Origin of the sequence: Rubellimicrobium mesophilum DSM 19309, assembly GCF_000600335.2 — a bacterium.
In the GTDB taxonomy this organism is placed as follows: domain Bacteria; phylum Pseudomonadota; class Alphaproteobacteria; order Rhodobacterales; family Rhodobacteraceae; genus Rubellimicrobium; species Rubellimicrobium mesophilum.
On record NZ_KK088521.1, the window covers coordinates 51,028 to 68,360 of the forward strand.

Sequence of the window (17,333 nt, forward strand, 5' to 3'; positions counted from 1 at the left end):
GCGGGCCGACGCCACATTTCGGAACGGATCGACCGATGCCAATCTCCCTCAAGCCCCTTCCCGTCCTGGCCCTCCTGGCCTGGACGCTTCCCCTCGCCGCGCAGGAGGCGACGACGGACCAGCCGGCCGCCGAGGCGCCGGCCGCCGAGGCCGCTCCTGCCGAAGGCCAGGCGGCCGCGCCGGACGCGGGGCTCAGCATGGGCGAGACCGCCGACGCCGCCTCGGGCGATCCGCAGGTGGGCCAACCCTACATCAGCGACACCTCGGGCGACTGGTCGCTGCGCTGCCTCAGGACCGAGGACGGCAACGACCCCTGCCAGCTCTATCAGCTCCTCAAGGACGGGGAGGGCAACAACGTGGCCGAGATCAGCATGTTCCCCCTGCCCGAGGGCGGACAGGCGGCGGCCGGGGCGACCATCGTCGCGCCGCTCGAGACGCTGCTGACCGAGAACCTGACGCTCGGCATCGACGGGAACGAGCCCAAGCGCTACCCCTTCACCTTCTGCAACCGCGCGGGCTGCGTGGCGCGGGTGGGCTTCACCGCTGAGGAGATCCAGCAGTTCAAGAACGGGAATACCGCCCAGCTCACCATCGTGCCGGCGGCGGCGCCGGACCAGCAGGTGAACCTGACGATCTCGCTCTCGGGCTTCACGGCGGGGTTCGAGAAGGCGACGGTTCCGAACGTGACGCAGGCGGACACCTCGGGCCAGTGATCGCGATGCGCCCGGCGGACGGGATCCGCCCGGCGCCCCCTACGCGGCCCTGAGCGCGAGGACCGCGTTCAGGCCGCCGAAGGCGAAGGCGTTGGAGAGGCAGGCGGCGACGCGGGCCTCTCGCGCCACGTTCGGCACGACATCGAGCGGGCAGTCGGGGTCGGGGGCCTCCCATCCGACGGTGGGGGCGACGATGCCCTCCCGCAGGGCCATGAGGCAGGCGAGGAGCTCCACGGCGCCGGTGCCGCCGATCAGATGGCCGTGCATGGACTTGGTGGAGGAGATGAGCACGCGCTCGGCCTGCGGGCCCAGGGCGCGCGCGACCGCCGCGCATTCGGTGCGGTCGTTGGCGGCGGTCCCGGTGCCGTGGGCGTTGATGTAGTCCACGTCCTCCGGGTTCAGACCCGCGTCGGCCAGGGCGGCGCGGATGGCGCGTTCCGGCCCCTCCACGGTGGGCATCACGATGTCTCCGGCATCGGCGGTCATGCCGAAGCCCGCCACCTCGGCGAGGATCTCGGCGCCGCGCGCGGTGGCGCGGTCGCGATCCTCGAGGACGAAGACGGCCGCCCCCTCGCCCTCGACCATGCCGTTGCGCGTCGCGCTGAAGGGGCGGCAGGCGTCGGGGGACATGACGCGCAGCCCCTCCCAGGCCTTGATCCCGCCGAAGCAGAGCATCGCCTCGGAGCCGCCGGTGAGCATGATGTCGGCCATGCCGGAGCGGATCATCTGGAAGGCGAGGCCGATGGCGTGGTTCGAGGAGGCGCAGGCGGAGGAGACGGTGAAGGACGGGCCCATCAGGCCATGCGCCATGCTGACCGCGCTGGAGGCCGCGTTGGCCATGAGGCGAGGCACGGTGAAGGGGTGGACGCGGTTCTTCCCCTCCTCGAAGACGGCGCGGTAGCTGTCGTCGATGGTGGACAGGCCGCCGCCGCTGTTGCCGAGGATGACGCCGGTGCGGGGGCCGAGCTCGCCGTCGAAGGCCAGGCCCGACCGGGCCACCGCCTCGCGCGCGGCGATCAGGGCGAACTGGGTGAAGCGGTCGTGGAGGGCAAGCTGCTGGCGGGTGAAGTGCGCCGCCTCGTCGTAGTCCTTGATCTGCGCGCCGATGCGGATGGCCAGGCGCTCCACGTCCCGGAACTGGAGCGGGCCGATGCCGCAGCGGCCCTCGCGCAGCGCCTGGAGCGTCGAGGGCACGTCATGGCCGAGGGCGTTGATCGTGCCTGCCCCGGTGAGGACGACGCGACGCATCACGCGCGCTCGGCCACGAGCCCCTCGACCGCCTGGATGATGCTGCCCACGGTGGAGATGTCGAACTCGCTCGCCTGCGGGTCGTTGGCGTTGAAGGGGACGGTGAGGTCGAAGGCCTCCTCGATGGCGTAGATGCTTTCCACCACGCCGAGCGAGTCGATGCCGACATCGGCCAAGGTCATGTCCTCCCGCACGTCGGACGGGTCGAGGAGCGCCTGCTCGGCGATGATCGCGATGACGCGCTCTCGGGTGGTCATGCTGGGGTCCCCGGTTCTGCGGGCGTGACTTACTCGCCCCGCCGGGGCTTGGGAACCCCTGCGGCCAAGTCACGCAGGATTCGCGGCAGGCGGCGGAGCGCCTTGTAGCTCTCGATCTGGGTGTCCATCCGGGTGGCGGGGTAGCCCATCATCACGCGGCCCGGCGGCACGTTGGAGAGGACGCCGGAGCCCGCCGTGATGACCGCATCGTCGCCGATCGTGATGTTGTCGGCGAGGCCCACGCCCCCCGCGAGGACCACGCGGTCGCCGACCCTGGTGGAGCCCGCGATGCCGACGCGGCCGCAGAGGAGGCAATGGCGGCCGATCTCGACGTTGTGGCCGATGATGACGCCGTTGTCGATCTTGGTGCCGTCGCCGATGCGGGTGGGGCGGATCGTGCCGGAATCGATGGTAGAGCAGGCGCCGACCTCCACGTCGTCGCCGATCTCGACTCCGCCCAGGGAATGGATGCGGTGCCAGGTCGGGTCCTCGGGAACCGCGACGGGACCTTGGCCGAGCGTCTCGCGGACGCGTTCCACATAGGCGGGCTCGCGGGTGACGAAGGAGAAGCCGTCGCCGCCGATCGCGGCGTTGGGCTGAAGGATGACGCGGGCGCCGATGGTGACGTGTCGGCCGACGCGCGCGCCGGGGTGGATGATGCCGCCGGGGCCGATGCGGGCGCCGTCCGCGATGGTGACATGGGCTCCGATCAGGGTGCCGGCGCCGATCTCCGCGCCGGCGCCGATGACCGTGAGGGCACCGATGCCCACGCCGTCGCCGAGCCGAGCGGTCGGATCGAGCACGGCCGACGGGTGGATGCCGGCCGGGAACGGCGGCACATCGAGGAGCTGGGTCAGGCGCGACATGGCTAGCCGGCCACGCGGCGCGAATACGGCGGCCTGCAGCCCCAGGGCCCGCCAGTCGGCGCCGGGCCAGAGGACGGCGGCGCGCGCGCGGCCCTGGCGGAGAGCTTCGCCCCAGGAGGGCGCGATGGCGAGCGCGAGGTCGTCGGGCCCGGCGCTCGCGGGTTCGGAGGCGCCGTGGACCTCGATGGCGAGGTCGCCCTCGGCCTCGGCCCCCAGGGCCTCCGCAATGCGCGCGATGGTCAGCATGACGCTCCCCCGATGTGTCCGGGGGAGAGGTTTAGGCCGGAAGCGGCCCGGCCTCCACCCCCTCGCCCTCGAGCGCATCCCAGATTCGGGCGTCGCGGCCGTAGATGTCGCGGCGGAACTGCAGGCCGCCCCGGACGTCGGTGAACGCGGTGCGGTACTCGAGGTGCACGGGGATCGGCCGGTCGAGGTTCACGCGGGTCTCGGCCCCGGTGCCGAGCTTCTCCTGGAAGAGGCCCTGCGGGTCGGAGGTCTGCCGCGCGAGGAGGCGGTAGGCGAAGTCGCGCGGCTGCTGGAGCCGGATGCAGCCATGGCTGAAGGCGCGGACCTCGCGGTTGAACAGGTCCTTGGAGGGCGTGTCGTGGAGGTAGATGTTCCAGGGGTTGGGGAACATGAACTTGACCACGCCGAGCGCGTTGCGGTCGCCGGGCGGCTGCGACATCGAGAAGGGGAAGTTCCGGGCGTTGTAGGCCCCGAAGTTCACGGCCCCTCGGTTGATGGCCCGCCCGGAGGAGTCGGTGATCCGAAGCTGGCTCGCGGCGTTCGGGTTGCGCTGGAGCTGCGGCAGGTATTCCTTGACCACGATGGTCCGGGGGACGAACCAGCTCGGGTTGACGACCATGAATTCCATCTGGTCGGAGAACTCGGGCGTCTCCCGGTCCTCCTCGTGGGCGCCGATTACCGAGCGGGTCACGAAGGTCGGCACGTCGTCGTCCACGATCTGGGCCGTGAAGTCGGTGAGGTTCACCCAGACGTGGCGGGAGCCGCGCGGCGCGGCGTTCCAGCGCTCGCGCTCCAGGGCCACGAGGACCGAGCGGAGGCGGTCGGTCGGGGAGGCGTTGATCTCGGCCAGGGTCCCCTCGCCCGCGACGCCATCGTCGAAGAGGCCATGGGCGGCCTGGAAGCGCTTCACGGCGTCGGTCACGGCGGCGTCGTAGGTGGCCGTCGCGGTCGGCCGGAGCCAGCCCATGTCGATCAGCCGGTCGCGGAGCGCCACCACGGAGGCGCCGCCCTGCCCCGGCTCGAGCTTGGCAGCCGGCACCGCCTCGCCCCAGCCGCCCTCGGCCACGATCCGCTCGAGGCGGAGCTTGGCGCTGAGCAGGCGGGCGTATTCGGGCGTCGCGGGGGCGAGGCCGCGCAGGAAGGCGACCGGCTCCTCCTCCGGGAAGACGGTGAGCACGGTGAGAGGGTCGGCCGCGAGGACCTCGCGCTTGATGTGGGGGCTGACCTCGGAGGGCACGAGCATCCCGGCGTTGAGGTCGCGGGCGAGGCGGAGGAAGGCCGCGCTCATCTCCACCTCCGCGACGCCCTGGTCGTAGGGGCTCTGGGCGGCCTGGAGAGTACGGACCAGGGCCTCCGGGTCGTGGCGGCGCGGGCCCAGTCCGTGCGTGGGCGATCCGGCCATGGCGGCGAGGAGCGCGTTGCGGCGCGCGACCTCCCGCTCGCCGCTGCCGGCCCAGATGCCGTCGAAGCCACGGCCCCGGTAGAACGCCGCCAGCACCTCGTTACGGGACGCCGCTTCGGCGACGCCCTGGCGGAAGCCGGTGATCCCGGTCAGGGCCGAGGCGCGCGTGCCCGGAAGCATGGCCGCCAGGGTTCCGGCGGAGAGGCCGGCAAGGAATCGGCGGCGGGACGTGGGGAGCATGGGAACCTCGGTCACGGGGTGGGCAGCCGTCAGGATGGAATGATAGGATTTTGGGGTCGCGAATGGCAGGGGGCAACGCGACGCGCAATGCCGGCGGTCTTGCTTGTGCAATCCTGCAACATCGGCGTGTTCCCGGAGTCGTGAGCAAAAAGATGCCGAAGGTCACGTTTCCTTAGGAAAGCCGTGCGAGAGTGTCCTTGGTGGCCCGCGCGAGTCGTGCCATAGTCGCCGAGCATCTGGGGACGAGATGAGCAAGAAAAACGCCCGTAAAACATGGGCTTAATAATATAACATAAGCGACGGGACAGGCGCTAGCATGACCAACACCAGCACCATGGGCATCTCTCGGCGCGCCATTCTTGGCGTGTTCGCGGCAACGGCGGTGACGGCCGCCCCGACCTTCTCCAGCGCGGCCGGCTTCCTGCGCGGCGCGGGCGACGTGCGGCGGGTCCAGATGTATTCGGGCCGGACGGGCGAGAAGATGGACACCATCTACTGGATCGACGGCGAGTACGTCGGCGAGGCCGTCCGCGAGATCAGCATGTTCATGCGTGACTGGCGCAACGGCAAGGCCGTCGCCATGGACACGCGCACCATCGACATCATCGCGGCCACCCACAACCTGCTCGACGTCTCGGAGCCCTACATGCTCCTGTCGGGCTATCGCTCCCCTGAGACGAACGCCATGCTGCGGGCGCATTCCTCGGGCGTCGCGCGGAACTCCCTCCACATGCGCGGGCAGGCCGCGGACCTTCACCTCGACTCGCGCTCGGTGAACCAGATCGCCCGCGCGGCGCTGGCCTGCCAGGCGGGCGGCGTCGGCCGCTACAGCAGCTCGAGCTTCGTCCATATGGACTGCGGCGACGTCCGCACCTGGGGGAGCTGAGGTCCCGAGGCCTCGGAACTGCAAGAAGGGCGCCTTCGAGGCGCCCTTTTGTTTTGAGATGAGCCCGAACCTGGATCGGTGGGATTCGGGCCCTGGGCCTCACTGGTCGCCTTGGCTCGCGGCACCCTGGTCGCCGCCATCCGTCCCGGCCTCGGTCCCGGACGAGCCTTCGGTCCCGGACTCGGCGCCCGGAGCGCCCGAGGTGCCGGGCTCGGCGTCGGCTGCGGCTCCGGTCCCCGACTCGGTCCCGGGAGCGGCACCGGCCTCGGTGCCGGCGTCGGTCGAGCCGGCTGTGTCGGCGGCACCGCCTTCCGTTCCGGTCGTGCCCTCCGCGCCGGCGGCCGTCGTCCCCTCAGCGCCCGCCGCAGCCCCCTGGCCTGCCTGCTCGACGCGGACCGTGGGCTCGCCGGTCTGGTTGAACTGGACTTGGGCCTCGCCTGTCTGCTCGACTTGGACGTTCGGCTCGGCGGCCTCGAAGTGGACGTTGGGCTGGCCGCGCTGGACTTCGATCTGCGCCTCGCCTTCCTGCTGGATGCTGACTTGGGCCTGCGAAGGCTGGGCCTGGACCTGCGCCTGGCCACCCTGGTCGGCCTGCTCGACCTGGACCTGCGGCTCGGCCTGCTCGACCGTGACGGTGGGCGGGGCTTGGCGGACCTCGACGCGCGGCTCGGGATTCGTCACCGCGACCTCGGGGTCGGGGAAGGTGATGATGACCTCGGGCGGCGGCTGGTCGATGGTGATGACCGGCGGCGGCACCTGCACGCGTACAGTGGGCGCGGCCTGGCGGACGAGGACGTCGGGCGTGCCCTGGTTCACGCTGACCTGCGGGGCGCCTTGCGTCACCGTGACCTCGGGCGGCGGCGCGGTGACGGCGATCTGGGGCTGGGGCTGGGTCACGGTGATCTCGGCCTGGGCGGTCTCGCCCCCAGCCGGGGCGGCCTGAGTCCCGGTCGGCTCGGCCTGAGCCGGCTCGGTGCTGGCGGCTGGCTGGGTCTCCTGGGCCTGCGTCGTCGTGTCGGCGGTCGGCGAGGTCCCGGTCTCGGCCTGCGTCGTGTCGCCCGTGGCCTCGGCCCCTGCGGTGCCCGTCCCGGCGCCCTGCGCCGTCTCGGTCGTGGCTCCGGCCTGCGCCGCCGCTCCGGTCGTGCCGGCCTGGGTGGTCTCGCCTGCCTCGGTGCCGGCGGCACCCTCGTCCTGGCCGAGCTGGCCGATCTCGGTCATCGCCTGCTCGTAATACTGGAGGCACTGCTCATCGTTTCCGGCGTCGATCGCCTGCGACGTCGTCGCGATCCACTCCTTCCGGAGGATGTCCGCACGTTCGGTATGGAGCGCCCGCAAGGCCTCGCAGCTCTGACCCTGCGTGGCCAGCTCCGCCGCGGTCTGCGCGAAGGCGGCAGGCGCGATCACAGTGGCGCTCAGCAGGCTCGCCAGCAGGGGCGTCATGCGTAGTCTGGTCATGGGAGCGTCCTTTCCGTCGGGGGTCGGGGAGGCGGGGCAGCGGACCCTGCGGGTCGGGGCCCGGCGTCCCGGGATCGAACGGCTGACCAAGCGGAAGGTTCCCGACCCGACCCGGGGGGAGCGGCCCCTGCCCCGTTTCTTGGCCATACCTTGTGTGATCCAGTCGGGCCCGATCCACAGGACGGAGCACCATCGCCAAACCCACCTTCCACGACATCGCTCACCTGGCCGGCGTAGGCACGGCCACCGTCGAGCGGGTCCTGAACGCCCGTGGCGGCGTCCGGCCGGAGACGGTCGAGAAGGTGCTCGCGGCGGCCCGGCAACTGGACTACGCAAGGCGATCGCCGGAGGCGCATCGAGTCATCCTGCGGATCGAGGTGACCCTGGTGCGACCGGAGGCCCGCTTCTTCTTCCGCCTTGCCGGCGCGTTCGAACGGCTGGGCGCGATGCTCGACCCCCTCCGTCGCCGTCACCGGACCTTCGTGCCGGAGGACGATCCCGCCGCCATCGCCGCCCGGATCGCGAAGCCAGGACTGCGCCGGGCGGGGCTCATCCTCGCCGTGCCGGACGTTTCGGCCATCCGGGTGGCGCTCGGGCAGATGCAGGCACGGGGGCTGCCCATCGTGCAGATCGTGACGCGCGCCACCGGCGTCGTCGCGGACTGCGTGGGGATCGACAACGAGGCGGCCGGGCGGGTCGCGGGCCTCCTGCTGTCGCGGATGCAGCCGAGGGCCGGGACCGTGGTGGCGATCTGTTATGGCGGCGCCTATCAGATGCACCGCGACCGCATCCGGGGCTTCTCGGGCTACCTGCAGGCGCATCCTCGCCCCGATCTGCGTTCCGCGCAGGTCCTCTCCGGCCATGACCGGGGAGCGCGGTCCTGCTGCTCGACTCCATGCGGGAACGGCCAAACCTCGTAGGACTCTACGACGGGGGGTGGAGGCAACGGAGCGCTCGTGGCGGCGTTGCGGGTGCATCCGCGCGGGCGGGAGGCCTTCTTTGTGGAACACGAGCTGACCCCGATGACCGCCGAGGCGCTGCGGAACGGCATGATGTCGGTCGTTCTGGACCAGACCCCTGAGGAACAGGCACGGCGAGCCATGGACCTGATGCTCGCCCGGATCGGGCTGCTCGTGAATGAGGTCCCGAATCCGCCGATCCGCTTCGTGATCGTCGCGGCCGAGAACATCTGATCGGATCCGATCAAGACGGTTGGCGCCCGCGACGCCCGGGCCGGCCTATGAGGGCATCATCGAGGTGGGCGCGGAGGCCGCCTTCGACAGCCATGCCTACGCCCATTACCTCCATCACGAGTTCTTCGTGGTGAACTATGGCGAGGGCTTCGTGCCCTTGGACAAGTGGTTCGGGACCTGGCACGACGGGTCGACCGAAGGGGACGAGCGCATGAACCCGCGCTACCAGCGGAAGGTCGCGCGAATGAGCCGCTAGGTGGGGACGCCAGTCGAGTGAAGGTTCCGCGCCGGCCGAGGCGGGGTCTGGAAGAGCCCTTGGAAGGGCGACCCATCTTGCGTCCCGGAGGACACTCGAGGGTTGCCTCACGGGAACGGACGACGACGGCTGGCTTCAGGAGGGGTGGCGCACCCGACAGGATTCGAACCTGTGACCTCTGCCTTCGGAGGGCAGCACTCTATCCAGCTGAGCTACGGGTGCCTGGGGCGGACATAAGGGAAAGGCGGACGGGCCGCAACCGCAAAACCTCAGCCGAAGAGGTCGCGGCAGAGCTCGAGGCCGGAGACCAGCGCGTCGACCTCCTCCACCGTGTTGTAGAGGCCGAAGGAGGCGCGGCAGGTCGCGCCCACCCCGAACTGCTGGAGCAGCGGCATGGCGCAGTGGGTCCCCGCCCGCACCGCGATGCCCCGGCGGTCGAGGACCGTGGAGACGTCGTGGGCGTGGGCGCCCTCCATGGTGAAGGAGAAGATCGCGGCCTTGCCGTCGCTGTTGCCCTGGATCTGGAGCCAGTTGAGGCCGACGACGCGATCGCGGGCGTAGTCGCGCAGGGTCCGCTCGTGGGCCGAGACGTTGTCCATCCCGAGGCCCATCATGTAGTCGAGCGCGACGCCCAGGCCGATCGTCGACACGATGCCGGGCGTGCCCGCCTCGAACTTCATGGGCGGGTCGGCGTAGGTGACCTCGTCGCGGGTCACTTCGCGGATCATGTCGCCTCCGCCGAGGAAGGGGCGCATCTCCTCCATCCGCTCGCGCTTGATGAAGATCGCGCCCGAGCCGGAGGGCCCGTAGAGCTTGTGGCCGGTGATCGCGTAGAAGTCGCAGCCGATGTCCTGCACGTCCACGGGCATGTGCACGGCGCCCTGGCTGCCGTCCACGAGGACGGGAACGCCCTTCTCGTGCGCTCCGGCGGTGATGGCCTTCACGTCCACCACGGTGCCGGTGACGTTGGAGAGGTGCGTCACGGCGATCAGCTTCGTCCGGGGACCGATGGCGTCGATCACGGATTGCGGGTCGAGGTCGCCCTTGGCGTCGCATTCCGCCCATTTCAGGACGACGCCCTGCCGTTCGCGCAGGAAGTGCCAGGGGACGATGTTGGCGTGGTGCTCCAACAGCGTGAGCACGATCTCGTCCCCGGGCTGGAGGCGGGGCGCGGCCCAGGCGTAGGAGACGAGGTTGATCCCCTCGGTCGTGCCGGAGGTGAAGACGATCTCCTCCTCGGAGGGCGCGTTCAGGAAGCGGGCGACGGTGCCGCGCACCGCCTCGTAACGCTCGGTCGCGACGGAGGAGAGGGTGTGCAGGCCCCGGTGGACGTTGGCGTATTCCTCGGCATAGCCGCGCGTGACGGCGTCGATCACGATCCGGGGCTTCTGCGCCGAGGCCCCGTTGTCGAGGTAGACGAGCGGCTTGTCGTGGATCCGTCGCGACAGGATCGGGAAGTCCTGGCGGATGTGGTGGACGTCATACATCGGTGGGAGCTCCGAGCGAGAGAGCGAGCGTCAGGAGGAACGAGACCCCGATCAGCGTGCCGAAGCCGGCGAGCAGGATCGCGAGGAAGCTGCGGAGGATGCCTCCGAATCCGTGGAGGACCCGGACGAAGTTGATGAGGGACCAGAGCAGCGCGATCAGGCCCAGGACGAACAGGACCAGGGCCAGGGACATCGAGACCAGGCCCACCATGAGCGTCGCGATCTCGATGGCGAGCGCCACGGCGTTGATCCAGACGGTGACGAGGAGCGAGCCCTCGAACGTCCCCGCGCCGCCGAGGATGCGGCCGGCCACCTGGAGCGCCGAGGCGGAGAGGAGCGTCCCGAGGAACAGCACGGCGGCCCAGACGAGCGGGCCGACCATGAGGACCCCCGATCCGTCCTCCAGAGGGATGGCAATCCCGCCGGCCGCCGCGGCCAGGAGGCCGTTGACGACGGCCAGGAGGCCTGCCGCCTCGAAGAGCACCCGGCGCGGCAGGCCCAGGCCGAGGAGATGGGCGGCGGTCTGGCGCGGGGTGGTGACGGTGTCGCGCATCAGGCCGATGAGCGTGGCATCAGGCGGCATGGGCGCCCTCCCGGGCCTTGGACGCCTCCTGCTGGGCGAGCCACCAGAAGGCGACGAAGACGGCGACCCAGAGGATGCCGGCGAGGTTGGTCGCGACCGAGGCCCCGGTGAACCCGGCGACCGCGCCGGTCAGGAGGCCCAGCGGGGAGGCGGCGAGCCATGACCAGAACATCGCGAGCCGGGCGCCGAAGGGGGTCCCCTGCCCGCCCAAGGCGCGCGAGACGGCATGGGTCAGCCACGCGAGGCCATAGAAGACCAGTGGCCATATCGTCAGCCAGCCGAGCAGGGCGTAGGCCACGAGGCGCGCGAAGTCGTCGCCGGTGAGTTGGGCCTCGCGCATCAGGCGAGGCCACTGGGCCACGAAGATCAGGGTGCAACCGATCATCAGGAAGGCCAGCGCGCGCGGCTCGTTCGGACCCTGCGCCAGATGCTCCCGCACGACGGCCCGGGGACCGTGGCGGAAGCTGCGTCCGATGTCGGCGACGACCCCCATCAGCGACGCCGCGAGAGCCAGCCTTCGAGGCGGCGCGACAGGTCCTGGGCAAGGCGTTCGTCGGCGATCTCCTGCAGGGCCTCCTGGAGGAAGGCGAGCGTGAGGAGGTCCTTGGCGTCCCTCTCGGGCACCCCGCGCGAGCGGAGGTAGAACATCGCCGTCTCGTCCAGCGCCCCGGCGGTGGAGCCGTGCGAGCACTTCACGTCGTCGGCGTAGATCTCGAGCTCGGGCTTCGCGAGGAACTGCGAGCGCTCGTCGAGGAGGAGCGCCTGGGAGAGCTGGTAGCCATCCGTCTTCTGCGCGCCGGGCTTCACGAGGATCTTGCCCTGGAAGACGCCGGTCGCGCCGTTGCGGAGGACCTTCTTGAAGACCTGGCGGCTCTCGCAGGATTCGGCGCCGTGAGTGACGAAGACCGTGTCGTCGTGGTGGAAGTCGCCGTCGCCGACCGCCGCGCCCGCGACGTGCGCGATGGCATCGTCGCCGGTGAGGTTCAGGACCACCTCGTTCCGCGTCAGCACGCCATTGAACGTCAGCGTGAACGAGCGGAAGTCGGACCGCTCGCCCAGCCGGGCGAAGATATGGGTCGCGGCGCGGCGCTCCCGGTCGCGGCCCTGGGTGCGGACGTGGTGGAAGGTGGCGCCGTCGGCGACCTCGACCTCCGTGACCTTGTTGAAGCGGGCAGCGGCGGGGCCGCTTTCGAGAAGCGTCAGGCGGGCGCCGGGCTCGAGCTTCACGACGTGATGGAGGATCGCATCGGAGGTCGTCGAGTCGTGGCGATAGACGATATGGACGGGACGCTCGACCACGCCGGTGACGCGGATCAGGACGCCGTCCCCCGCGAAGGCGGTGTTCAGCGCGGCAAGCGGCCGGGCGACCGGCTTCTGGCCCTCTGCCTCCAGGGTGCCGTAGAGGCCCTGCGCCCAGTGGAGGTCACGGGTCGCGGCGTCGGAGAGGCGCTCGATCTCCAAGCCCTCGACGGCGTCGGCATCCGAGGCCTGCGGGTCGAAGCGGCCGTCGACGAAGACGAGGCGGAGCGCGCCGACCTCGGCGAAGGCGGGGCCTTCGTCGTCGTTCATCGGGGCGGCCGGCGTGGGATCCGGGGCGGTCAGCGTGGTCGGGTCGGTGAAGCGCCAGTACTCGTCGCGGCGCTGGGGCAGGCCCAAGGCCTCGACGCGGGCGAGCGCGCCGCCACGGGCCGCGCGCAGCCAGGCTCCGCCCTGAGGGAGCGTCAGGCCGGCGAGGCGCGAAGCCGTCGTCTCGGCCCGGAGGTTGGGACGGGCGAGGCGGCTCATTGCGCCTCCGCCAGGATGTCGGCGTAGCCGTTGTGCTCGACCTCGAGGGCGAGCTCGGGGCCGCCGGTCTTGATGATGCGGCCATCGGCCATGATGTGCACCACATCGGGCGTGATGTGGTCTAGAAGGCGCTGGTAGTGGGTGATGACGAGGAAGGCCCTCCCCTCGTCGCGGAGCGCGTTCACGCCGTCGGCCACGAGGCGCATCGCATCCACGTCGAGGCCCGAGTCGGTCTCGTCCAGGATGCACATCCTCGGTTCCAGAACGGCCATCTGCAGGATCTCGTTGCGCTTCTTCTCGCCGCCCGAGAAGCCGACGTTGACCGGACGCTTGAGCATCTCGGCGTCGATCTTGAGCGAGGCGGCCTTCTGGCGGACGAGCTTGAGGAAGTCGCCGGACGAGACCTCGGCCTCGCCGCGCGCCTTGCGCTGGGCGTTGAGCGCGGTCCGCAGGAAGGTCATGTTGCCGACGCCCGGGATCTCCACCGGATACTGGAAGGCGAGGAAGAGGCCGGCGGCGGCGCGCTCCTCGGGCTCCAGGGCCAGGAGGTCGATGTCGCCGAGATGGGCGGAACCCTCGGTCACGACGTAGCCGTCTCGGCCCGAAAGGACGTAGGACAAGGTGGACTTGCCCGATCCGTTCGGCCCCATGATCGCGTGCACCTGGCCCGCGCCGACGGACAGGTCGAGGCCCTTGAGGATGGGCTTCGCGCCCTCCTCGAGCTCGACGTGCAGGTTCCTGATCTCCAACATCCGTGTCTCCAATGTCTTCGGCCTCTCGGGCCGGTCGTGTTCCTAGATTCGCACCAAAAGGTTAACGATCCCCTCGGCCAACGCGCGGTCGTCCTAAGGAAACGTTAACGCCACCCCTAGCCCAGCCGCACCGCCGTGCCGGTGGCGACGACGATCAGCCGGTCGCCCAGCACCTGATGGTCCAGCCGCAGGCCGAGCACCGCGTCGGCCCCCTGCCTCCGGCCTGGGCCTTGAGGGCCTGCAGGGCCTCCTCCCGGGCTTCGGCGAGGTTGTCCTCGCCGGTGGACGACCCCCGACGGAAGAGGCGGCGGAAGCCCTTGGGCGCTCTCCGCAGGAGGCCGGCCTCCATGAGCGATTGGCCCGCGACAAAGCCGAGATAGGCCGCGACCGGGCGGCCTTCGATGACCGGGGTCGTGGTGACGATCACGTCCCGCAGGGCCGGCTCCTCGCGACGCAGGGCGGGCTCGCCCTGACGCTGGACGGGGTCGACGGCACGGAGCACGGGCTCTCGGCGCGGGGTGGGCTGGCGGAACATCAGATCGAACTCCGTTCAGTTGCGGGCCGCACCAAGGCCTTCGCCTCGCCCGCGTCAATCCCAGGGCCGCGCGGCATGGGCCGGCTGGCCCCGCCCTTCCGGGTCCCGTCCGGTCTCATCCCCGCCTCCGCGTGACCCGGCCGGCGATGGCGAAGCCGGCGAGGAGCTGGAACAGTCCCGCGAGGAACACCAGCGTCGCGCCGTCCACCCCCAGGACCAGCGACAGCACGACGATCACCACCCCCGTCAGGGGAAGCGCGATGGCTATGCCCGTCAAGAGATCGCGGAACGGCGCCCGCCAGCCCAGGGAGATGTCGTCGAGCAGGCTCACCCTACCGAGCCCTCGAGCGAGATGGCGACGAGTTGCTGCGCCTCGACCATGAACTCCATCGGAAGGACCTGCAGGACCTCCTTGCAGAAGCCGTTGACCACGAGCGCCACGGCCTCCTCCTCGCCCACGCCGCGCGAGCGGCAGTAGAAGAGCTGGTCCTCGTCCACCTTGGAGGTGGTCGCCTCGTGCTCCACGCGCGAGGAGTTGTTGCGGACCTCGATGTAGGGGACCGTGTGGGCGCCGCACTTGTCGCCGATCAGGAGCGAGTCGCACTGCGTGTAGTTGCGCGAGTTCGTGGCCTTGGGGTGCATGGAGACCAGGCCGCGATAGGTGTTCTGCGCCTGACCGGCGGAAATCCCTTTGGAAACAATGCGCGAGCGGGTGTTCTTGCCAAGATGGATCATCTTGGTCCCGGTGTCGGCCTGCTGGTGGTTGTTGGTGATGGCGATGGAGTAGAACTCGCCCTGGGACTCGTTCCCGCGCAGGATGCAGGACGGATACTTCCAGGTGATCGCGGAGCCCGTCTCGACCTGCGTCCACTGGACCTTGGAGCGGTCGCCCCGGCAGTCGGCGCGCTTGGTAACGAAGTTGTAGATGCCGCCCCGGCCGTCGGCGTCGCCGGGGAACCAGTTCTGCACCGTGGAATACTTCACCTCGGCGTCTTCCTCCGCGATGATCTCCACCACGGCGGCGTGGAGCTGCGCGACGTCCCGCTTGGGCGCGGTGCAGCCTTCGAGGTAGCTCACGTAGCTGCCCTTGTCGGCGATGATGAGCGTGCGCTCGAACTGGCCGGTGTTCTCGGCGTTGATGCGGAAGTAGGTCGACAGCTCCATCGGGCAGCGGACGCCCGGCGGGATGTAGACGAAGGAGCCGTCCGAGAAGACGGCGCTGTTGAGCGTGGCGTAGAAGTTGTCGGAGGGCGGGACGACCGAGCCCAGATACTTGCGGACGAGCTCGGGGTGCTCGCGGATCGCCTCGCTGATCGAGCAGAAGATCACGCCGGCCTTGGCGAGCTCGGCCTTGAAGGTGGTGCCAACGGAGACGGAGTCGAAGACGGCATCGACGGCGACCCTGCGCTCGCCCTCGGGACGCTCCACGCCCGCGAGGATCTCCTGCTCCTTCAAGGGGATGCCGAGCTTCTTGTAGGTGTCGAGGAGCTTGGGATCGACCTCGTCCAGGGACTTGGGCTTCATGGCCATGCTCTTGGGGCGCGCGTAGTAATATTGGTCCTGGAAGTCGATATCCGGGAGGTCGAGCATCGCCCAGTCGACCTCCTCCATTTGAGTCCAGCGCTCGAAGGCCTTGAGGCGCCAGTCGGTCATCCACTGGGGCTCGTTGTTCTTCTCGGAGATGAGGCGCACGATGTCGGGGTTCACGCCCTTGGGCGCGTACTCGGTCTCGATGTCGGTCTGGAAGCCGTACTTGTAGGCGCCGAGCGAGGCGACGGCGGCGACGGTCGCCTCGTCCACGCCCTCGCGGACCTCCAGGGCGTTCTCGCGCTCGTCGAGGACGTCGGGGCGGACCTCCATGACAGGAGCTTCGGTGCGGCTGTCGAGTGCGGCCATGGTAAACCCTTCCATCGTGTCCCGGGTCATGCCGCCCGGCTTCTCTGCTTGCGCCTTGCGGCGATGAAGGCGTCCGCGAAGCGGAGCACCTCGTCCTCGGTCGTCTGGAGGCCGAGCGACACGCGAAGCGCGCAGGCGGCCGTCCCCTCGTCATGGCCCATCGCACGGAGCGTCCGGCTGGCCCGGACCTTGCCCGACGAGCAGGCCGATCCCGACGACAGGGCGAACCCGGCGAGGTCCATCGCCATCACCTGCGTCTCGCCCTTCCAGCCCGGAGTCAGGATCAGGCTCGTGTTGGGGAGGCGCCGGATTTGGCGCCCGACTGATATGGTGTCAGGGTCGTCGGCCTCAAGAGCCGATTCTAGAATGTTTCTAAGCTGCGCCACTTGGTCCCAAAGGCCGTTCGCGAGGTCCCGCAGGGCGGCTTGCGCCGCGGCGGCCATCCCGGCGATGGCGGCCACGTTCTCGGTCCCGGCGCGGCGGCCCATCTCCTGCCCGCCGCCCTTGGCGCGGGAATCGAGGTGGTGGCCGCGCGGGACGATCAGGGCGCCGATGCCCTTGGGGCCGCCGAACTTGTGGGCGGAGAGGACGGCCATCTTCACGCCGGTCCAGTCATGGGCGTAGGGAACGCGCCCGACGCCCTGGGTGATGTCGCTGACGGCGAGGCCCTCGGGCAGGTCCTGGAGAATCCCGGTCTCGGAGTTGGCGAGCTGGAGGGTGGAGGTGGTCGGGTCCGACACCATCACCCGGCCGTCCGCGTCCACGGGGAGGCTCGCGTCGGTCCAGGCAAGGACGGCGTCGTGCTCCACGGGCGCGGAGTGAAGGTCGCGTCCGGCGAGGGCCAGAGCTGCCGCCTCGGTGGCGCCGGAGGTGAAGATGAGGTCGGACTGGGCGGCGCCCAAAGCCTCAAGGATCGTCTCGCGGGAACGCTCGACCAAGGCGCGCGCCTTGCGGCCTTCGGCATGGACGGAGGACGGGTTGCCCAGGATGTCCATGGCCGCGAGCATCGCCTCGCGCGCCTCGAGGCGCAGCGGCGTCGTCGCGTTGTGGTCGAGGTAGGCGCGGCTCAATCGTCCACGAGCTCCAGGAGGTGCGGGACGGCGGGACAGGGGGCGAGCTGGTTCTTCACCACGTCCGAGAGGCGGGTCTGGTGAAGGAAGACATAGACATGGGCCGAGAGCCCCTCCCAGAGGCGGTTCGTCAGCGACTGCGCCTTGGTGCCCGAGGCGGCGCCCTGCGCGGCGGCGCCCTTGTGCAGCGCGCTCACCGTCTCGTCCACGGCACCGAGGATGTCGGCCACCCGGATCTCGGAAGCGGGACGGCCGAGACGGTAACCTCCGCCGGGCCCGCGCACCGAATCGACAAGGCCGACGCGGCGGAGCTTGACGAAGAGCTGCTCGAGATAGGGCAAGGAGATGTCCTGCCTCTTGGCGATCTCGCTGAGGTTCACCAGCGTGCCCTCGGGCTGCATCGCGATGTCCGCGAGCGCCACCATCGCATAGCGCCCCTTGGTGGAGAGCTTCATGCCCCGCC

20 protein-coding genes and 1 tRNA gene are annotated in these 17,333 nt (G+C 70.3%); 5 read left to right on the forward strand and 16 right to left on the reverse strand.

The features are described 5' to 3' along the window. Positions 1-35: 35 nt before the first annotated feature. Positions 36-713 (forward strand): invasion associated locus B family protein, encoded by a 678-nt coding sequence (locus RUMESO_RS00225; protein ID WP_156362563.1) that lies wholly within the window; start codon positions 36-38, stop codon positions 711-713. A 39-nt stretch (positions 714-752) separates the two neighbouring features. Here the strand turns inward: RUMESO_RS00225 and RUMESO_RS00230 are convergent, their stop codons facing one another. From RUMESO_RS00230 to RUMESO_RS00245, 4 genes are read right to left on the reverse strand one after another with little or no spacing between them, the layout of a single operon-like run. After that, positions 753-1,961, reverse strand: coding sequence for a beta-ketoacyl-[acyl-carrier-protein] synthase family protein (locus tag RUMESO_RS00230; RefSeq protein WP_037277109.1), 1,209 nt, complete (start codon positions 1,959-1,961; stop codon positions 753-755). After that, entirely contained in the window at positions 1,961-2,218 is a 258-nt protein-coding gene (locus RUMESO_RS00235) for an acyl carrier protein (protein WP_037277110.1), read from the reverse strand. The genes RUMESO_RS00230 and RUMESO_RS00235 overlap by 1 nt, the downstream gene beginning before the upstream one ends. A 29-nt stretch (positions 2,219-2,247) precedes the next feature. Further along, positions 2,248-3,330 (reverse strand): UDP-3-O-(3-hydroxymyristoyl)glucosamine N-acyltransferase, encoded by a 1,083-nt coding sequence (locus RUMESO_RS00240; RefSeq protein WP_037277112.1) that lies wholly within the window; start codon positions 3,328-3,330, stop codon positions 2,248-2,250. Positions 3,331-3,361: 31 nt separating this feature from the next. After that, positions 3,362-4,972: a L,D-transpeptidase family protein gene (locus RUMESO_RS00245; RefSeq protein ID WP_037277114.1), complete on the reverse strand. Its 1,611-nt coding sequence runs from the start codon at positions 4,970-4,972 to the stop codon at positions 3,362-3,364. 316 nt (positions 4,973-5,288) lie between these two features. Between RUMESO_RS00245 and mepK the strand changes: the two genes are divergently transcribed. Then, positions 5,289-5,858: a peptidoglycan L,D-endopeptidase MepK gene (mepK, locus tag RUMESO_RS00250; protein WP_037277116.1), complete on the forward strand. Its 570-nt coding sequence runs from the start codon at positions 5,289-5,291 to the stop codon at positions 5,856-5,858. A 99-nt stretch (positions 5,859-5,957) separates the two neighbouring features. On the opposite strand, the gene RUMESO_RS00255 is transcribed toward mepK, so the two are convergent. After that, positions 5,958-7,313 carry a hypothetical protein gene (locus tag RUMESO_RS00255; protein ID WP_156362565.1) on the reverse strand — a complete coding sequence of 452 codons (1,356 nt, stop codon included), beginning with the start codon at positions 7,311-7,313 and terminating at the stop codon, positions 5,958-5,960. Between the two features lie 215 nt (positions 7,314-7,528). Here RUMESO_RS00255 and RUMESO_RS00260 point away from each other — a divergent pair, with 215 nt between their 5' ends. From RUMESO_RS00260 to RUMESO_RS00265, 3 genes are read left to right on the forward strand one after another with little or no spacing between them, the layout of a single operon-like run. Continuing rightward, a complete protein-coding gene (locus tag RUMESO_RS00260; protein WP_281177513.1) occupies positions 7,529-8,233 on the forward strand; it encodes a LacI family DNA-binding transcriptional regulator in 705 nt (234 codons plus the stop codon). Between the two features lie 36 nt (positions 8,234-8,269). Continuing rightward, entirely contained in the window at positions 8,270-8,506 is a 237-nt protein-coding gene (locus RUMESO_RS25990; RefSeq protein ID WP_211262738.1) for a type 1 periplasmic-binding domain-containing protein, read from the forward strand. A gap of 19 nt (positions 8,507-8,525) precedes the next feature. Beyond that, complete coding sequence (locus tag RUMESO_RS00265; RefSeq protein ID WP_037277120.1) at positions 8,526-8,762, forward strand: hypothetical protein; 237 nt, start codon at positions 8,526-8,528, stop codon at positions 8,760-8,762. Positions 8,763-8,907: 145 nt separating this feature from the next. Here the strand turns inward: RUMESO_RS00265 and RUMESO_RS00270 are convergent. The 11 genes from RUMESO_RS00270 to iscR all read right to left on the reverse strand — a co-directional run bounded on the left by RUMESO_RS00270 (position 8,908) and on the right by iscR (position 17,325). Further along, positions 8,908-8,984 (reverse strand) — tRNA-Arg (locus tag RUMESO_RS00270). A 47-nt stretch (positions 8,985-9,031) separates the two neighbouring features. Next, on the reverse strand, positions 9,032-10,249 hold the full coding sequence (locus RUMESO_RS00275; RefSeq protein ID WP_037277121.1) for a cysteine desulfurase: 1,218 nt from the start codon (positions 10,247-10,249) through the stop codon (positions 9,032-9,034). Then, positions 10,242-10,832 carry a hypothetical protein gene (locus RUMESO_RS00280; RefSeq protein ID WP_037277123.1) on the reverse strand — a complete coding sequence of 197 codons (591 nt, stop codon included), beginning with the start codon at positions 10,830-10,832 and terminating at the stop codon, positions 10,242-10,244. The genes RUMESO_RS00275 and RUMESO_RS00280 overlap by 8 nt, the downstream gene beginning before the upstream one ends. Continuing rightward, complete coding sequence (locus tag RUMESO_RS00285) at positions 10,822-11,325, reverse strand: hypothetical protein (protein WP_037277125.1); 504 nt, start codon at positions 11,323-11,325, stop codon at positions 10,822-10,824. The genes RUMESO_RS00280 and RUMESO_RS00285 overlap by 11 nt, the downstream gene beginning before the upstream one ends. After that, entirely contained in the window at positions 11,325-12,617 is a 1,293-nt protein-coding gene (gene sufD / locus RUMESO_RS00290) for a Fe-S cluster assembly protein SufD (protein WP_037277127.1), read from the reverse strand. The genes RUMESO_RS00285 and sufD overlap by 1 nt, the downstream gene beginning before the upstream one ends. Further along, positions 12,614-13,369 carry a Fe-S cluster assembly ATPase SufC gene (gene sufC / locus RUMESO_RS00295; RefSeq protein WP_037277128.1) on the reverse strand — a complete coding sequence of 252 codons (756 nt, stop codon included), beginning with the start codon at positions 13,367-13,369 and terminating at the stop codon, positions 12,614-12,616. Before sufC ends, sufD begins: the two co-directional genes overlap by 4 nt. A gap of 154 nt (positions 13,370-13,523) precedes the next feature. Further along, positions 13,524-13,904 carry a heavy metal-binding domain-containing protein gene (locus tag RUMESO_RS00300; protein WP_051520872.1) on the reverse strand — a complete coding sequence of 127 codons (381 nt, stop codon included), beginning with the start codon at positions 13,902-13,904 and terminating at the stop codon, positions 13,524-13,526. 115 nt (positions 13,905-14,019) lie between these two features. Then, entirely contained in the window at positions 14,020-14,235 is a 216-nt protein-coding gene (locus RUMESO_RS00305; RefSeq protein WP_037277129.1) for a hypothetical protein, read from the reverse strand. After that, positions 14,232-15,764 carry a Fe-S cluster assembly protein SufB gene (sufB, locus tag RUMESO_RS00310; protein WP_051520894.1) on the reverse strand — a complete coding sequence of 511 codons (1,533 nt, stop codon included), beginning with the start codon at positions 15,762-15,764 and terminating at the stop codon, positions 14,232-14,234. Before sufB ends, RUMESO_RS00305 begins: the two co-directional genes overlap by 4 nt. 62 nt (positions 15,765-15,826) lie before the next feature. Then, positions 15,827-16,870: a cysteine desulfurase family protein gene (locus tag RUMESO_RS00315; protein WP_037277130.1), complete on the reverse strand. Its 1,044-nt coding sequence runs from the start codon at positions 16,868-16,870 to the stop codon at positions 15,827-15,829. Further along, complete coding sequence (gene iscR, locus RUMESO_RS00320; RefSeq protein ID WP_037277131.1) at positions 16,867-17,325, reverse strand: Fe-S cluster assembly transcriptional regulator IscR; 459 nt, start codon at positions 17,323-17,325, stop codon at positions 16,867-16,869. Before iscR ends, RUMESO_RS00315 begins: the two co-directional genes overlap by 4 nt. Between the last annotated feature and the right edge of the window lie 8 nt (positions 17,326-17,333).

What these genes read in the sequence shown, in the direction of transcription:
- sufC (WP_037277128.1), bottom strand. Translation starts at nt 13,369, where the DNA reads ATGTTGGAGATCAGGAACCTGCACGTCGAGCTCGAGGAGGGCGCGAAG.
- iscR (WP_037277131.1), bottom strand. Translation starts at nt 17,325, where the DNA reads ATGAAGCTCTCCACCAAGGGGCGCTATGCGATGGTGGCGCTCGCGGAC.
- RUMESO_RS00240 (WP_037277112.1), bottom strand. Translation starts at nt 3,330, where the DNA reads ATGCTGACCATCGCGCGCATTGCGGAGGCCCTGGGGGCCGAGGCCGAG.
- RUMESO_RS00285 (WP_037277125.1), bottom strand. Translation starts at nt 11,325, where the DNA reads ATGGGGGTCGTCGCCGACATCGGACGCAGCTTCCGCCACGGTCCCCGG.
- RUMESO_RS00230 (WP_037277109.1), bottom strand. Translation starts at nt 1,961, where the DNA reads ATGCGTCGCGTCGTCCTCACCGGGGCAGGCACGATCAACGCCCTCGGC.
- RUMESO_RS00245 (WP_037277114.1), bottom strand. Translation starts at nt 4,972, where the DNA reads ATGCTCCCCACGTCCCGCCGCCGATTCCTTGCCGGCCTCTCCGCCGGA.
- mepK (WP_037277116.1), top strand. Translation starts at nt 5,289, where the DNA reads ATGACCAACACCAGCACCATGGGCATCTCTCGGCGCGCCATTCTTGGC.
- RUMESO_RS00225 (WP_156362563.1), top strand. Translation starts at nt 36, where the DNA reads ATGCCAATCTCCCTCAAGCCCCTTCCCGTCCTGGCCCTCCTGGCCTGG.
- RUMESO_RS00280 (WP_037277123.1), bottom strand. Translation starts at nt 10,832, where the DNA reads ATGCCGCCTGATGCCACGCTCATCGGCCTGATGCGCGACACCGTCACC.
- sufD (WP_037277127.1), bottom strand. Translation starts at nt 12,617, where the DNA reads ATGAGCCGCCTCGCCCGTCCCAACCTCCGGGCCGAGACGACGGCTTCG.
- RUMESO_RS00275 (WP_037277121.1), bottom strand. Translation starts at nt 10,249, where the DNA reads ATGTATGACGTCCACCACATCCGCCAGGACTTCCCGATCCTGTCGCGA.
- RUMESO_RS00235 (WP_037277110.1), bottom strand. Translation starts at nt 2,218, where the DNA reads ATGACCACCCGAGAGCGCGTCATCGCGATCATCGCCGAGCAGGCGCTC.
- RUMESO_RS00255 (WP_156362565.1), bottom strand. Translation starts at nt 7,313, where the DNA reads ATGACCAGACTACGCATGACGCCCCTGCTGGCGAGCCTGCTGAGCGCC.
- RUMESO_RS00300 (WP_051520872.1), bottom strand. Translation starts at nt 13,904, where the DNA reads ATGTTCCGCCAGCCCACCCCGCGCCGAGAGCCCGTGCTCCGTGCCGTC.
- sufB (WP_051520894.1), bottom strand. Translation starts at nt 15,764, where the DNA reads ATGGAGGTCCGCCCCGACGTCCTCGACGAGCGCGAGAACGCCCTGGAG.